General features: G+C 62.8%; 12 protein-coding genes. 9 read left to right on the forward strand and 3 right to left on the reverse strand.

The window, feature by feature from the left end:
* Positions 1 to 69: 69 nt before the first annotated feature.
* A complete protein-coding gene (locus ATH90_RS07025; RefSeq protein WP_069022220.1) occupies positions 70 to 861 on the reverse strand; it encodes a lysophospholipid acyltransferase family protein in 792 nt (263 codons plus the stop codon).
* On the reverse strand, positions 861 to 1,616 hold the full coding sequence (gene olsB / locus ATH90_RS07030) for an L-ornithine N(alpha)-acyltransferase (RefSeq protein WP_003172415.1): 756 nt from the start codon (positions 1,614 to 1,616) through the stop codon (positions 861 to 863). The genes ATH90_RS07025 and olsB overlap by 1 nt, the downstream gene beginning before the upstream one ends.
* 186 nt (positions 1,617 to 1,802) lie before the next feature.
* On the opposite strand from olsB, the gene ATH90_RS07035 reads away from it, so the two are divergent.
* The 8 genes from ATH90_RS07035 to ATH90_RS07070 all read left to right on the forward strand — a co-directional run bounded on the left by ATH90_RS07035 (position 1,803) and on the right by ATH90_RS07070 (position 10,034).
* Positions 1,803 to 2,876: a serine hydrolase domain-containing protein gene (locus ATH90_RS07035; protein WP_098465933.1), complete on the forward strand. Its 1,074-nt coding sequence runs from the start codon at positions 1,803 to 1,805 to the stop codon at positions 2,874 to 2,876.
* Positions 2,873 to 3,187, forward strand: a complete 315-nt coding sequence (locus ATH90_RS07040) for a hypothetical protein (RefSeq protein ID WP_034104014.1) — start codon at positions 2,873 to 2,875, stop codon at positions 3,185 to 3,187. The genes ATH90_RS07035 and ATH90_RS07040 overlap by 4 nt, the downstream gene beginning before the upstream one ends.
* Before the next feature lie 108 nt (positions 3,188 to 3,295).
* Positions 3,296 to 4,471 carry a M20 aminoacylase family protein gene (locus ATH90_RS07045; protein WP_098465934.1) on the forward strand — a complete coding sequence of 392 codons (1,176 nt, stop codon included), beginning with the start codon at positions 3,296 to 3,298 and terminating at the stop codon, positions 4,469 to 4,471.
* 59 nt (positions 4,472 to 4,530) lie between these two features.
* The gene (locus ATH90_RS07050) at positions 4,531 to 5,841 is read left to right on the forward strand and encodes a citrate-proton symporter (protein ID WP_098465935.1); all 1,311 of its coding nucleotides are present in this window, start codon (positions 4,531 to 4,533) and stop codon (positions 5,839 to 5,841) included.
* Positions 5,838 to 7,280 (forward strand): amidase, encoded by a 1,443-nt coding sequence (locus ATH90_RS07055; protein WP_098465936.1) that lies wholly within the window; start codon positions 5,838 to 5,840, stop codon positions 7,278 to 7,280. Before ATH90_RS07050 ends, ATH90_RS07055 begins: the two co-directional genes overlap by 4 nt.
* A 64-nt stretch (positions 7,281 to 7,344) precedes the next feature.
* Entirely contained in the window at positions 7,345 to 8,103 is a 759-nt protein-coding gene (locus ATH90_RS07060; RefSeq protein ID WP_034104021.1) for an IclR family transcriptional regulator, read from the forward strand.
* Positions 8,104 to 8,293: 190 nt separating this feature from the next.
* A complete protein-coding gene (locus ATH90_RS07065; protein ID WP_034104023.1) occupies positions 8,294 to 8,875 on the forward strand; it encodes a YceI family protein in 582 nt (193 codons plus the stop codon).
* Position 8,876: 1 nt separating this feature from the next.
* Positions 8,877 to 10,034: a phospholipase D-like domain-containing protein gene (locus tag ATH90_RS07070; RefSeq protein WP_098465937.1), complete on the forward strand. Its 1,158-nt coding sequence runs from the start codon at positions 8,877 to 8,879 to the stop codon at positions 10,032 to 10,034.
* 71 nt (positions 10,035 to 10,105) lie between these two features.
* Here the strand turns inward: ATH90_RS07070 and bglX are convergent, their stop codons facing one another.
* Positions 10,106 to 12,397, reverse strand: coding sequence for a beta-glucosidase BglX (bglX, locus tag ATH90_RS07075; protein ID WP_069022225.1), 2,292 nt, complete (start codon positions 12,395 to 12,397; stop codon positions 10,106 to 10,108).
* 242 nt (positions 12,398 to 12,639) lie between these two features.
* Between bglX and ATH90_RS07080 the strand changes: the two genes are divergently transcribed.
* Positions 12,640 to 13,251 (forward strand): LemA family protein, encoded by a 612-nt coding sequence (locus ATH90_RS07080; RefSeq protein ID WP_034104029.1) that lies wholly within the window; start codon positions 12,640 to 12,642, stop codon positions 13,249 to 13,251.
* The last annotated feature ends 15 nt before the right edge of the window (positions 13,252 to 13,266 follow it).

Raw genomic sequence — 13,266 nt, forward strand, 5'->3', positions numbered from 1 at the left:
GACCAATGTGCTGACTGATCCACCGCATTCGCGAGCAAGCCCGCCCCCACCTGTTTAACCGTGCCCGTTTCAGGCGGCAAATGCCGGCCGCGCATCCACTTGCTCAGTCTCCGGCAACGGCCCAAACAACGCTTTCTGCACTGCCTGCTGCGCCTGGAACGCCAGCGCCGCGCGTTCCTGCCCGGCGCAGGCGATCGGCTTGAGCACATGGATTTCCACGTCGCCCTGATCATGGGCGAACAAACGCATCAGGTGCGAGAGCAAATCATCATCGCCAATGAACGGCGCCAGCGGGTCCACCTGCCCATCGCGCAGGTAACGGATCGCCACCGGTTGCAGCGACACATCCGCATCGATCGCACTGGCCAGCAAGCGCCCGTGGAACGTGCGCAGGCTGCGCCCGTCGGTGGTGGTGCCTTCGGGGAACATCAGCAGCGGGTGTTGCTGTTCCAAGTGGCGAGTCATTTGCTTGCGGATCAATTGGCTGTCGCCCGATCCCCGGCGAATAAACAAGCTGCCGGCCTTGGCCGCCAACCAGCCCGCCACCGGCCAGGTGCGCACCTCGGCCTTGGACAGGAACGACAGCGGCGTGACCATGCCCAACAAGGGGATGTCGGTCCACGACACGTGGTTGCTCACCCACAGCATCGGGGTTTGCGGCAACTCACCGTGCACGGTCACGCGAAAGGGCAAGGCGTTGGTCAGCCGCGCCATAAAGAACCGCGACCAACGCTGGCGCCGCACCATCGAGTTGGCGATGCCCAAGCGTTCGAACACACCAAACACACTGGCCATGCTCAAGCCCAGCGCCACCACCAGCAGTACCCGGGCAATGCGCCCGTACACGCGCAGGCGGCTCATCACATGGCCGCCTTGAAGTGGCGGGCGTAACGCGGGCACAGCTCATCGCGCTTGAGCAGGATGAATACGTCGGCCACCTGGAAATCTTCATCCCAGCACGGCTCGCCGCAGATCTTCGCACCCAGGCGCATGTAGGCCTTGAGCAGCGGCGGCATTTCGGCAATCACGTTGGACGGCAGGTCCAGCGCCGGCAGTGGTTTTTTCGGTTCGGCACGCAGGTGTTCGTTGCACAGGTAGCGTTCGCGCAGGCGCTGCATGATCGCGTGAGCCTGGATGCCGCCGTCGTGCATCGGAATGCTCGCGCAGCCCATCAGGTAGCTGTAGCCGCCCTGGTTGAGCACTTCAGCCAACTCGCCCCACAACACGGCGATGGTGCCGCCGTTGCGATAGGCCGGGTCGACGCACGTACGGCCGATCTCCAGGATCGGGCCCTGCAAATGCAGCAAGCCATGCAGGCTGAATTCTTCTTCGCTGTAGAACCGGCCCAGGGTGCTGGCAGCCTGGTGGTCGAGCAGGCGGGTGGTGGCGACGAGTCGACCGCTGTTCAAGTCCCGCACGCCGATGTGGCTGCAGTGAACATCATAGTCATCCATGTCCAGTCCCAGCTCAGCGCCTTTCAGCTTGGCGTTGAACTCGCCGCTGAACACGTTGAACCGCAGGGCCTGGGCTTCCTGCAACGCCTGCGCGCCAACCAGGCGTTCGGCTTGCAGACGGCGTTCATTGCCGGTGTCGCTGATGCGGGCGATCTGAGTCATGGCGAGTCTCCGAGTGCCGGCCACGATTTCGGCCGGTCGACTTTGTTGTCCAAAGTCAGGCTATGTAGGCTCGGTGTCATCTCCATGAAGTTATGGTGACGCTTGGATGACAGCCCCCTGTGTCGCAAATCTGTCATCACCCTCGGCTAGGCTCGCGGGCTTGAATGCCCCCTCGAGTTTGCGTCCATGGTCAGAGGCCTGTTGTGTGTTGCCCTGTTGTTCATCACCGTTGCCGCCCACGCGCAAACCTGGCCGGATAAAGACTGGGCCAAGGGCACACCGCTCAGTGGTCCTGCTGTCGATGCCCTGGAGGCCTACGCTTTTCCGCCGCGCGACGACGCCACCCGCCAAGGCATTCGTACCGATGCGCTGCTGGTGGTCCGTGACGGCGAGGTCATCTATGAACGTTACGCGGCGCCCACCACGGCCAGCACGCCGCACCTCACGTGGTCGGTCAGTAAAAGCCTGATGGCCACGGTCCTGGGCGTGGCCTACGGCGATAACCGTTTCAAACTGACCGACCCGGTGGCGCGTTTCTACCCGCCGATGAAACAGCACCCGAACGTGACCATGGCCGACCTGCTGCACTGGGCCTCGGGCCTGGACTGGCAGGAAGACTACGAATACGCGCCGTTGAAATCCTCGGTCGTGGCGATGCTCTACACCCGTGGTCGCGCCGACATGGCCGACTTTGCCGCAGACACCGCAGCGGCCATTGCCCCGGGCCAAGCCTTTCGTTATTCCAGCGGCGACACCAATCTGTTGTCCGCCGCGCTCAAGGGCATGCTTGGCCACAAGGCCTATATGAGCTACCCGTGGGATGCGCTGTTCAAGCCCCTGGGCATTCGCAGCGCCACCTGGGAAACCGACGCCGACGAAACCTTCGTCGCCTCGTCCTACGCCTACCTCACCGCTCGCGATCTGGCGCGTGTTGGCCTGCTGATGGCACGCAATGGTCGCTGGGGTGATCAGCAATTGCTGCCCAGCGACTGGGTCGCCTTCAACCGCCAGCCGTTCGATAAATACAAGGCCGGGCAGGACGAAGCCGTCCCCGGCGGTCATTGGTGGCTCAACCAGGGCACGCCTCGGCCCTGGCCCGATGCGCCCGCCGACACCTTCGCCGCCCTTGGCCATTGGGGCCAGGCGCTGTACGTGATGCCCGACGAACACCTGGTGATCGTGCGCTACGGCGATGACCGCGACGGCAGCTATCGCCATAACGAACTGCTTAAACGCGTGCTTGCGGCGGTGCAACCATGATCCGGCGTCGCCCGTTTGCCAGCCTGTTTGTGCTGCTGTTACTCGCGTTGCTGGGCTGGGTCTGGCACGAGCGCGTCAACCTGCAAGCCTTCCCCGACATCATCTCGGCCTACACCGCCAAGGAGTATTGCTCGTGCCGGTACGTGGCGAACAACCCGGCCGAGTATTGCCGGGGCTATGTGAAGCAGTACGTGCCCACCCATGCCTTCAGCGACAACCCGGAGCGCAGTGAAGTGACGGCGAGTGGGTTGGGGCGTACGCACAGTGCACGGTGGTTGGGGGATCGCCAAGGCTGTCGCCTGTTGCCCTGAGGTTCCACAGGGTGGAACCACCTTTGATTGTCCTCGCGCGCACATCGCGGTTAGCTGGCGGTGTGTTGCAAACAAGAACGGGAACACCCGCCTGTGAGGAGAATCACCATGCGCCCACACCAGCACATCCTGGATTGGCTCAGCGACGTTGCCGGCGATTTGCACGCCGTGCGGCAGGACATCCATGCCCACCCTGAACTGGGCTTCGAAGAAAACCGCACGTCAGCGCTGGTCGCCCAATCCCTGGCGGGTTGGGGTTACGAAGTGCATACCGGTATTGGCAAAACCGGTGTCGTGGGTGTGCTGCGCAATGGCAGCAGCTCGCGCACTCTCGGCATCCGCGCCGACATGGACGCCTTGCCCATCATCGAAAACACCGGCGCGGCCTATACCAGCCAGCACGCCGGTTGCATGCACGCCTGCGGACATGACGGCCATACCACCATGGTGCTCGGCGCCGCGCGCTACCTGGCAGCGACCCGGCAATTCGACGGCACCTTGAACCTGATTTTCCAACCCGCCGAAGAAGGCCAGGGTGGCGCCGAAGCGATGCTCGCCGACGGTTTGCTGGAGCGTTTCCCCTGTGACGGTCTGTTCGGCATGCACAATATGCCGGGCTTGCCGGCGGGGCATCTGGGCCTGCGGGTGGGGCCGATGATGGCGTCCCAGGACTTGCTCACGGTGACCTTGGAAGGCGTCGGCGGTCATGGTTCCATGCCGCACCTGACCGTCGATCCGCTGGTGGCCGCAGCCAGTATGGTCATGGCCTTGCAGACGGTGGTGGCACGCAATATCGACACCCAGGAAGCCGCCGTGGTCACGGTCGGCGCCCTGCAGGCCGGCCAGGCCGCCAATGTGATTCCCCAGGAGGCGTTATTGCGCCTGAGCCTGCGCGCGCTCAACCCCCAGGTGCGCGAGCAGATGCTGGAAAGGGTCATGGCAATCATCAAGACCCAGGCCGACAGCTTCGGTTGCACGGTGCACATCGAACACCGCCCGGCCTACCCGGTGCTGGTCAACCACCCCGAAGAAACCGAGTTCGCCCGCCAGGTCGGCGTGGCCTTGCTCGGTGCCGATGCGGTGGACGCCAACACCCGCACGCTGATGGGCAGCGAAGACTTTGCCTGGATGCTGCAGCGCTGTCCGGGCAGTTACCTGTTTATCGGCAACGGCGTGTCGCGGCCGATGGTGCACAACCCCGCCTATGACTTCAACGACGACATCCTGCTGACCGGCGCCGCCTATTGGGGGGCACTGGCCGAGAGCTGGCTCAAGCCTGCCTGACGACCTCTTTTTTTCTGCCGCTGGACCCTTTCCCTTATCGGTTGAATGGAGTGTTCCTCATGCAGACTGTACAACAGGGCGTATCCCGCACCCGCCAAGTCGTGGCGGCCGTGATCGGCAATGCGCTGGAATGGTATGACTTCATCGTTTATGGCTTTCTGGCCAGCATCATCGCCCGGCAGTTTTTCCCGTCGGAGGATGAGTACGCCTCGCTGTTGATGGCCTTGGCGACCTTCGGTGTCGGATTTTTCATGCGGCCGGTGGGCGGCATCCTGCTGGGGATGTATTCCGACCGCAAAGGCCGCAAGGCGGCGATGCAGCTGATTATCCGGCTGATGACCGTGTCCATCGCGTTGATCGCCTTTGCTCCCAACTATGCCGCCATCGGTATGGGCGCACCGTTGTTGATCGTGGTGGCGCGCATGCTTCAGGGGTTCGCCACGGGCGGTGAGTACGCGAGTGCCACGGCGTTCCTGGTAGAAAGCGCACCGGCCCATCGCAAAGGCTTGTATGGCTCCTGGCAGTTAGTGGGGCAGTGCCTAGCGGTGTTTGGCGGGGCGGCGATGGTGGCGACGGTTACCCACTTCTTTTCCGCGCAAACCCTCGACCTCTGGGGCTGGCGCCTGCCGTTTGTGTTTGGCTTGCTGATCGGTCCGGTGGGGCTGTGGATTCGCCGGCACATGGAGGACCCTGAAGAGTTCGTCGAGGCACGCAAACAGGCGACCGGGCCGGCGCCGAGCCTGATGCAGGTGGTCCGGGAGCATCGGCGCAGCATCCTGGTCTCCATGGGGTTGGCCTGCGGCGCGACCGTGTCGTTCTACGTGGTGCTGGTGAACATGCCGACCTTCGCCCACAAGAACCTGGGCTTGCCGCTCGACCAGGTGCTGATGGTGCAGATGTTCGCCGTGGCGCTGATGACCGTGGTGATCCCGCTGTCCGGGTTGTTGTCGGATCGCCTGGGACGGCGGCCCGTGTTGATGGCGTTCACCCTGGCGTTCTTCGTGATGGTCTACCCGCTGTATGTGTGGGTCGCGGCCGCGCCGTCCATCGAGCACCTGCTGGTGATGCAGGTGATGTTGTGCACGGCCATCGGCGGCTTCTTCGGCCCGGCGCCGACGGCGCTGGCCGAACAGTTTCCCATCGAGGTGCGCTCGACCGGCGTGTCCGTGGCCTATAACGTGGCCGTCATGGTATTCGGCGGTTTTGCCCCCTTGATCGTCACCTGGCTGAGCAAGGTGCTGGGCACGCCGGTAGCGCCATCGTTCTATGTGTTGTTCGCTTGCGTGCTGACGCTGATGGGCACTTACTGCATGCAGGAGGCACCGCGGGCCAAGAAACCGCTGCCGTTTTCCAAAGAGGTGAAGCCTTGAGTATTGTCGATTGGGATGCCACCGAGCTGTCGCGTGCGATCCATGCACGGCAGGTGTCGTGCGAAGAAGTGATGCAGGCGTACCTGGCGCAGATCCAGCGCTTGAACCCGGGCGTGAATGCGCTGGTGTCGCTGCGTGATGCCGACGACGTCATGGCTGAGGCTCGTGTGCGTGACCATGAGTTGGACCAGGGCCGCTCGCGTGGTTGGATGCATGGCATGCCCCAGGCGATCAAAGACCTGGCGGCCACCCAAGGTTTGCGCACCACCTTGGGTTCGCCGCTGTTCGCCGAGCATGTGCCGAGTGAAGACGCCATCAGCGTGGCGCGGGTGCGGGCCAGCGGCGCGATCATTATCGGTAAGAGCAACGTGCCCGAGTTCGGCCTGGGCTCGCAGACCTACAACACCCTGTTCGGTACCACCGGCAACGCCTACGACGCAAGCCTGGTGGCCGGCGGCAGCAGCGGCGGGGCGGCGGTGGCCTTGGCCCTGCGTATGCTGCCGGTGGCCGATGGCAGCGACATGATGGGGTCGTTGCGCAACCCGGCGGCGTTCAACAACGTGTTCGGCTTGCGCCCCTCCCAAGGCCGCGTGCCTCACGGGCCCATGCCCGAACTGTTCGTGCAGCAACTGGGTACCGAAGGGCCGATGGGCCGCAGCGTGACTGACGTGGCGCGGTTGCTGAGCATCCAGGCGGGTTACGACCCGCGGGCGCCATTATCGTCCAGGGACGATCCCGCGATTTTCGGCCAGCCGTTGCAGCGCGATTTCAAGGGCGTGCGCGTGGGCTGGCTGGGGGATTACAACGGCTACCTGCCGATGGACGACGGTGTGCTGAGCCTGTGCGAATCGTCCCTCGGCGATTTCGCTGCGCTGGGCTGCGCCGTGGAAAGCTGCCAGCCAGACTTCTCCATGGCGCGGCTGTGGCGCAGTTGGTTGGTGCATCGTCACTGGCTGGTGCACGGCAATCTCGGCGCGGCCTACGCCAACCCGAAGAAACGCGCGCTGCTCAAGCCCGAAGCACAATGGGAAGTGGAGGGTGGCCTGGGCTTGAGTGCCCAGCAGGTGTACCAGGCGTCAGTGGATCGCAGCGAGTGGTACCGCGCGTTGGCCAAGCTGTTCGAGCGTTACGATTTCCTGTTGTTGCCCACCGCCCAAGTGTTCCCTTTCGATGCACGACATGCGTGGCCGCGCCTCGTTGGCGGGCGCGAAATGGACACCTATCACCGTTGGATGGAGGTGGTGATCGGCCCGACCCTGGCGGGGCTGCCGAGCATGAGCGTGCCCGTGGGCTTCAACCCCCAGGGCCTGCCCATGGGCATGCAAATCATCGGCCCGGCCCAGGCGGACCGGGCGGTGCTGCAATTGGCCTACGCCCATGAACAGCTGACGCAATGGGTTCAGCGTCGGCCGCCGGCGTGCCTTGAATCGACGGGTTGATGCGCGACCAGGCCTGTATCTTGCTGTGAAAAATGATCATCCATCGGCAACAGGGAGATCGAACATGGAGACAGGCACCGTACGCTCGGTTGAGCGCGCACTGGCAATTGTCGAGTTGCTGGGCGAGCACCAGGCCTTGGGGCTGGAGGAGTTGCACTATCTCACACGGCTGCCCAAGGCCACCGTGTCGCGTATGTTGCTGACCTTGCAGGAGCAGGGCTGGGTCTATCGCGGCCTGAGTGATCGTCGTTACCGCCTGCGTGCCCAACGGTTGTTCGGCGACACGCAGCAACGCTTCAAGCGCCAGGTCGTCGAAAGCGCGGCGCCGTGGTTGCTGGCGCTCAGCGAGCGCACCGGGCTGGTGGTGGATTTGTCCTGCTTTGACGGCGAGCGCCTGGAGGTCATGGAAAGCGCGATCCCGCGTGTGTTGCGCAAGCTGTATCCCAACAATTGCCAGATCGTCGGCCAGCACGCCAGCCTGTTTCATTCGGCGATGGGCAAGGCGTGCCTCACGCAGTTGTCGGCCGAAGAAGTGCAGCGCCTGGCCGGCCGCGATCAGGTAGCGGCGGATGAGCAATACCAGGTCTGCGAGCAAACCCAGCATCAAGGCTTCGGCCAGCGAACCGAGGGTTACTGGGAGTATCCGGTGCGCCTGCCGTTCCTGATTCGCGCAGTGGCCTTGCCGGTACAGGCCAATGGCCGTTTGGTGGGAAGCATGGCGTTGCACTGGCCGATGCATCAGGCGCCGGTGGAGCGCGTACTGAACTTGCACATGGCCAGCTTGGAGGAGACGGTGCGCGACGTGCAGCGGGCGTTGGCCTGACGTACCGAGCCCTGGCAAACAGCACAAAACAACAGTGGGAGCGGGCATGCCCGCGAATACGGGGTGTCAGCTGCTGCGTCCTGTCACTTGACCCACCGCCTTCGCAGGCAAGCCCGCTCCCACATTGGATTTGCGCCTCTTGTGAGATTGCGCTTAAGGTTCGCCCAGGTTTCTTGCCTCATGAGTCTTTATGTTCAATGTCAAATCACTGGCCTTCACGCTGCTGACCTGTGCCGCTCTGCCTGCCCACGCCGACTGGTACCTGGATAACGAGTCCTCGCGCCTTTCTTTCGTTACCACCAAAAACACCGAAATCGCCGAGGTCCATCGCTTCCTCGTGCTGCACGGCAAGGTCGACAGCAAGGGCGCGGCGCAAGTGGAGGTGGAGTTGGAGTCGGTCAACAGTGGCATTCCGTTGCGTGATGAGCGCATGCGTAATCAGCTGTTCGAGATCAAGACGTTCCCCGATGCGCTGATCAACGCGCAGATCAACCTGCAACCCATCAACGACCTGGCGCCTGGCGCGCAGTTGGAGTTGCGCCTGCCGTTATCCGTGACACTGCACGGCAAGACCCAGACCTACAGCGCCGAGCTGCTGGCTACGCGTTTGGACGACCGGCGTTTCCAGGTGGTGACCCTGGAGCCCCTGGTCGTGCATGCCGAAGACTTCGACCTCGCGCCGGGTGTGGCCGCGTTGCGCAAGGCGGCGGGGCTCAAGTCGATCAGTCTGTCGGTGCCGGTGGGTGCGGTGCTGATCTTTACGGCGCGCTGACGTGAGTGGCGCGGTGTTCCCGTGGCGCAGCGCCAACCGTTTCGAACTGTTGATCGACGGGCCGAATTTTTTCCCCCAGATGCTGGTGGGCATTGCGCGGGCGGAGCACCAGGTTGATCTGGAGTTGTACCTGGTCGAAGCCGGAGCCTGCGCCGAAGAAATGGTGAAAGCCTTGGTGCAGGCCGCCGAGCGCGGTGTACGGGTGCGTTGCCTGTTTGATGACTACGGCAGCCTGGCGTTTACCCTCGGGCTGCGCAGACGCCTGACTGACGCCGGGGTGCAATTGCGGTTCTACAACCCGCTGAGCTGGCGTCGCTGGATGCGCAACCTCTACCGCGACCATCGCAAGCTGTTGCTGATCGACCAGTGCATTGCCGTGGTCGGTGGCACCGGTGTGACGGATGAGTTCTGGACGCCAGGGCAAGACACCGCCGACTGGCATGAGGTGATGGTGCAGATCAGCGGGCCGCTGGTATTGGATTGGCAGGCGCTGTTCGACCGGCAATGGCATGCCAATGCCGCCCGACGGGAGTGGAAGCCCGCGACCCATTTCGGGTTGCCACGTTTGCCCAAGGTGCCGGCGACGGGCCCGGGCCTGGGGCGCGTGGCCTATGCCGATGCCCGTCAGCACCGGGATATCCTGCAATCGCTGATCCGCGCCTTGAACAGCAGCCAACAGCGTATCTGGCTGGCCACTCCGTATTTCCTGCCGACCTGGAGCGTGCGCCGAGCCTTGCGCCGTGCTGCGGGGCGCGGCGTCGATGTGCGTTTGCTGCTGACCGGCCCGCGCACCGATCACCCGTCGGTGCGATACGCCGGCCACCGTTATTACCCGCGCTTGCTGCGTTCGGGCGTGCAGATCTTTGAATACCAGCCGTGTTTCCTGCACTTGAAGATGGTGCTGGTGGACGATTGGGTCAGCATCGGCTCATGCAACTTCGACCACTGGAATTTACGCTTCAACCTCGAAGCCAATCTGGAGGCGTTGGACCCTGAACTGACGCGGGCGGTGGAGGGCAGTTTCGAGCGGGATTTTGCACAGAGCCAGGCCGTGAGCCTGGAGGCGTGGAAGTCGCGGCCATTGTGGCGGCGGGTGAAGCAGCGGGTGTGGGGGTGGATTGATCGGTTGGTGGTCAACGTGCTCGACCGACGCGGCTAGTAAGAGCGCCGCTAATCAAATGTGGGAGCAGGCAAGCCAGCTCCCACATCGACTGTGTTTACAGCTTTAGATCAGAGCAATTCGAAGGTTTGTTGCTGCACATCCTGGGAATCCAGGCCGATCTGCACATTGAACTCGCCCGGTTCCGCGGCGAACTTCAGCTGGGTGTTGTAGAACTTCAAGTCTTCCTCGGTGATGGTGAAGTGCAGGGTGCGCTCCTCCCCAGCCTTGAGCATGATCTTCTGGAAGTTCTTCAGCTCTTTGATCGGTCGGATCATCGAACCGGCCACGTCCTGGATATACAACTGCACCACGGTTTCGCCGTCCACCTTGCCGGTGTTGGTCACGGTGACACTGGCGTCGAGCTTGCCGGTCTTGTTCAGGGTGGTAGACGACAGCGCCATGTCCGACAGGCCGAACGTGGTGTAGCTCAGGCCATACCCGAACGGGAACAGCGGCCCGGTGGTGTCATCGAAGTACTGCGAGGTGTAGTTGCCCGGCTTGCCTGGCGTGAACGGCCGGCCGATGGTCAGGTGGTTGTAGTAGGTCGGAATCTGCCCCACCGAGCGTGGGAAAGTGATCGGCAGCTTGCCCGACGGGTTGTAGTCACCAAACAGCACGTCGGCGATGGCGTTGCCGCCTTCGGTACCGGCGAACCAGGTTTCCAGGATCGCGTCGGCCTGCTGGGTCTCTTCGAGGATCGACAGTGGTCGACCGTTCATCAATACCAGCACCAGCGGCTTGCCGGTGGCTTTCAAGGCCTTGATCAGGTCGCGCTGGCTTTGCGGAATGTTCAGGTCGGTGCGGCTCGATGATTCGTGGGACATGCCTCGGGATTCACCCACGGCGGCAACCACGACATCAGCGTCTTTCGCGGCTTTGACCGCTTCATCGATCATCACCTGGGCAGGGCGGGTGTCATCCACCACTTCCGGTGCATCGAAGTTGAGGAAGTTCAGGTAGTCGACCACGGCCTTGTCGTTGGTGATGTTGGCGCCACGGGCATAGATGATCTTGCCCTTCTCGCCGATCACTGCGTTCAAGCCGTCGAGCAGGGTGACCGATTGTTCCGGCTTACCGGCGGCGGCCCAACTGCCCATCATGTCGATAGGGGCCTTGGCCAACGGACCGACCAGGGCAATGGTGGCGGACTTTTTCAGCGGCAGCGTTTCATTCTGGTTTTTCAGCAATACCAGGCTGCGGCGCGCGATGTCGCGTGCGTCGGCACGGTGCAGGCGGCTTTCGGCGTAGGTGTCCGCCGGGTCATCCTCGGCCTTGCCGATACGCAGGTACGGGTCCTTGAACAGGCCCATGTCGTACTTGGCGCCGAGCACTTCGCGCACAGCGTTGTCGATGTCGCTCTGCTCGATCTCACCGGACTTGAGCAGCCCCGGCAGTTCCTTGCCGTACAGCGAGTCGTTCATGCTCATGTCGATGCCGGCCTTGATCGCCAGCTTGGCGGCTTCACGCCCGTCCTTGGCCACCCCGTGCTTGATCAGTTCGAAGATCGCGCCATGGTCGCTCACGGCCAGGCCCTTGAAGCCCCAGTCCTTGCGCAGCAGGTCGTTCATCAGCCAGGTATTGGCGGTGGCGGGCACGCCGTTGATCGAGTTAAGCGCCACCATCACACCGCCGGAGCCGGCCTTGATCGCCGCGTGGTAAGGCGGCAGGTAGTCCTGGTACATCTTGACCGGGCTCATGTCGACCACGTTGTAGTCGCGACCGCCCTCCACCGCGCCATACAGGGCGAAGTGCTTGACGCTGGCCATGATGCTGTCGGCATTCGCGGGGCTCACGCCCTGGAAGGCCTTGACCATCACTTCGGCGATGCGCGACACCAGGTAGGTGTCTTCACCGAAACCTTCGGACGTACGGCCCCAACGCGGGTCGCGGGAGATGTCGACCATCGGTGCGAAGGTGATGTCGAGGCTGTCGGCGGCAGCTTCCTGGGCGGCGATGCGCCCGGAGCGGCCAATGGCCTCCATGTCCCAGCTGGACGCCAGGGCCAGGCTGATCGGGAAAATCGTGCGGTGGCCGTGGATCACGTCGTAGGCGAAGAACATCGGGATCTTCAAGCGGCTGCGCATGGCCGCATCCTGCATCGGACGGTTTTCGGGGCGGGTGATGGAGTTGAACGTGCCACCGATGCGGCCGGCGGCGATTTCCTTGCGGATCAGCTCGCGGGGCATCTCGGGGCCGATGCTGATCAGGCGCAATTGGCCGATCTTTTCATCCAGGGTCATCTGCTTGAGCAGGTCGCTGACGAAGGCGTCCTTGTCTTTAAGCGCAGCAGGCTTTGTTTCTGCCCATACGGGGTGACTGGCCAGAGTGGCAACAAGGCCGAGCAAACACAGCTTTTTCATGAATATCCTTTTTCGGCTCACTGCACAGCATCCAGGGAACGCTGACGGCCAAAATGTGGGGAGCGTCTATTGTTGTTCGGGTGTTGTTCAGATAAATGCAGCACACTCTGAACTCTTTTTCGCGCTGGGCATCTTTGTAGCTGATTGGCTCAATGCATTCCAGTGGTGGCGGATTATGCCCCAAGCGCGTGGTGTATAGGGTGAGTCGTAACATTCCATCAAGATTGGGCAGGAGAAACACCATGCAAGCAGCACAAGGTTACCGTTGGGGCTTGAAAGCCGCGGTTTTGCTACTGATCGGCACGGTGCTGAGCGGTTGCGGCATCAACACTATCCCGACCCTGGACGAACAGGCCAAGGCGGCCTGGGGCCAGGTGCAGAACCAGTACCAGCGTCGCGCCGACCTGATCCCCAACCTGGTGGAAGTGGTGAAGGGCTACGCCGCCCATGAACAGGACACCCTCACTGCCGTGATTGAAGCGCGGGCCAAGGCCACCTCGATCCAAGTGGACGCCAGCACCCTCGACAACCCGGAAAAACTCAAGCAGTTCCAGCAAGCCCAGGACGGTTTGAGCGGCGCACTCAGCCGTTTGATGGTGGTGTCCGAGCGTTACCCGGACCTGAAGGCCAACCAGAACTTCCTGGCCCTGCAATCCCAGCTTGAAGGCACCGAAAACCGTATCGCCGTGGCCCGCCGCGACTTTATCCAGGCGGTGCAGGCTTACAACACCGAGATCCGTACCTTCCCGGGCCGCCTGTGGCACAGCGTGATGTACAGCGACTTGCCGATCCGCGCTACGTTTGAAGCCACCAGTGCCGATGCCGATAAAGCGCCGCAAGTGAAGTTCAAGTAAAGCCGCACTGAGGTG

This window comes from Pseudomonas lurida, from assembly GCF_002563895.1.
Taxonomy (GTDB): Bacteria; Pseudomonadota; Gammaproteobacteria; order Pseudomonadales; family Pseudomonadaceae; genus Aquipseudomonas; species Aquipseudomonas lurida.

Bases quoted from the DNA above. Each gene is read 5' to 3' on its own strand.
- ATH90_RS07080 (WP_034104029.1), top strand. From the start codon at position 12,640: ATGCAAGCAGCACAAGGTTACCGTTGGGGCTTGAAAGCCGCGGTTTTG.
- bglX (WP_069022225.1), bottom strand. From the start codon at position 12,397: ATGAAAAAGCTGTGTTTGCTCGGCCTTGTTGCCACTCTGGCCAGTCAC.
- ATH90_RS07065 (WP_034104023.1), top strand. From the start codon at position 8,294: ATGTTCAATGTCAAATCACTGGCCTTCACGCTGCTGACCTGTGCCGCT.
- ATH90_RS07040 (WP_034104014.1), top strand. From the start codon at position 2,873: ATGATCCGGCGTCGCCCGTTTGCCAGCCTGTTTGTGCTGCTGTTACTC.
- ATH90_RS07025 (WP_069022220.1), bottom strand. From the start codon at position 861: ATGAGCCGCCTGCGCGTGTACGGGCGCATTGCCCGGGTACTGCTGGTG.
- ATH90_RS07060 (WP_034104021.1), top strand. From the start codon at position 7,345: ATGGAGACAGGCACCGTACGCTCGGTTGAGCGCGCACTGGCAATTGTC.
- ATH90_RS07045 (WP_098465934.1), top strand. From the start codon at position 3,296: ATGCGCCCACACCAGCACATCCTGGATTGGCTCAGCGACGTTGCCGGC.
- ATH90_RS07050 (WP_098465935.1), top strand. From the start codon at position 4,531: ATGCAGACTGTACAACAGGGCGTATCCCGCACCCGCCAAGTCGTGGCG.
- olsB (WP_003172415.1), bottom strand. From the start codon at position 1,616: ATGACTCAGATCGCCCGCATCAGCGACACCGGCAATGAACGCCGTCTG.
- ATH90_RS07035 (WP_098465933.1), top strand. From the start codon at position 1,803: ATGGTCAGAGGCCTGTTGTGTGTTGCCCTGTTGTTCATCACCGTTGCC.